Source organism: Mesorhizobium carmichaelinearum, assembly GCF_900199455.1.
GTDB classification, from domain to species: domain Bacteria; phylum Pseudomonadota; class Alphaproteobacteria; order Rhizobiales; family Rhizobiaceae; genus Mesorhizobium; species Mesorhizobium carmichaelinearum.
Genome location: NZ_FZQR01000120.1, coordinates 1 through 1,143, shown reverse-complemented (window position 1 = coordinate 1,143; position 1,143 = coordinate 1). Strand labels below are relative to the sequence as shown.

The window sequence follows — 1,143 nt, the reverse complement described above, 5'->3', positions numbered from 1 at the left end:
GTCGAAATCACCCCCGATGGCTGCATGGAGTGCGGTACCTGCCGGATCTTGTGCGAGGCCAGCGGCGAGATCGAGTGGAACTATCCGCGCGGCGGCTTCGGGGTCCTCTTCAAATTTGGATGACCAACGCATGCCCCCGTTTGGCAATCCCAAGTCGGGACAACAGGAGCGCCAGATCAACCTTTGACCAGAAGCGCTCCCAATTGAGGATAAATTCATCGTTGGGAGGAACAGCCCGGACAACGTTGAGGTGTTTCCATGGCTCACACACCGCAGGATCAGGTCGTCAAAGTCGAGCCTCGCAATACCCGGCCTGGACGACCCATAAAAACCATGTCTCACGCAGATATCTTGGCCAGTGGACTCTTCGAGATATCGAGGGCCCTGACCGCGCCCACCCGGTTGGAGACCACCCTCGCCAATTTCATGAACGTCCTGTCCCAGTTCATGGAGATGGTTCACGGAGCAATCGTTGTCCTGGATGGCAAAGGAGAGCCGCAGTTTGAAGCAACTGTCGGCAGCATCGACCAAAGCGCATCTGGCACTCGCCGCATCATACCACAAGTCGGCTTGGATCAAGTCGTCGGTACGGGGACGTCGCTCATGATACCAGACATCAGCAAGTCCCAACTGTTTCAGGCTGACTTTCAGACGCGTTGGAGCGACGTCACCGTCCCAATCACCTTTATCGGCGTCCCAGTTAGGGCTAAACCTGAGATCCTGGGACATTGTCGGTTGGCCGGGCCAGCAACAGCACCATCGGCTTTCGATATGACGAGGACGTTCGCTTCCTGACCATGGTTGCCGATCTCGTCGGCCGGACCATCGGACTTCACCGCACGCTTTGGCCACTGCTTCAGCGGCATTTCGATGAGCAATCGAAATCGGAGAAATCACTCGACCAAGGGACAACTGGCCGCGCGCTGCACCCCCGTGCCAAAACCGACGGGATCATCGGAGAAAGTCCCGCGCTCAAGCAGGTGCTCGAGACCGTTTCGGTGGTAGCGGGGACTAATACCAACGGTCATGTTGATTGACCGACGTGAGCCCATTGGCGCGTCCCGATTGAAGTGATGGTCTTTGGTCGTTTGATGAGCTCGCGCCAGGCGTGGCACGCGGCGTCGATGATGGCGTCGTAGCCTT

Annotated in this window: 2 protein-coding genes and 1 pseudogene; all 3 read left to right on the top strand. The window is 57.7% G+C overall.

Annotation, left to right across the window (positions count from 1 at the left end):
• Window positions 1-123, top strand: a pseudogene (locus CKW40_RS42260) (ferredoxin family protein); the annotation flags it as partial.
• A 135-nt stretch (window positions 124-258) separates the two neighbouring features.
• Complete coding sequence (locus CKW40_RS45895; protein ID WP_095205391.1) at window positions 259-795, top strand: GAF domain-containing protein; 537 nt, start codon at window positions 259-261, stop codon at window positions 793-795.
• A complete protein-coding gene (locus tag CKW40_RS42250; protein ID WP_179298322.1) occupies window positions 729-1,037 on the top strand; it encodes a hypothetical protein in 309 nt (102 codons plus the stop codon). The genes CKW40_RS45895 and CKW40_RS42250 overlap by 67 nt, the downstream gene beginning before the upstream one ends.
• Window positions 1,038-1,143: the final 106 nt, after the last annotated feature.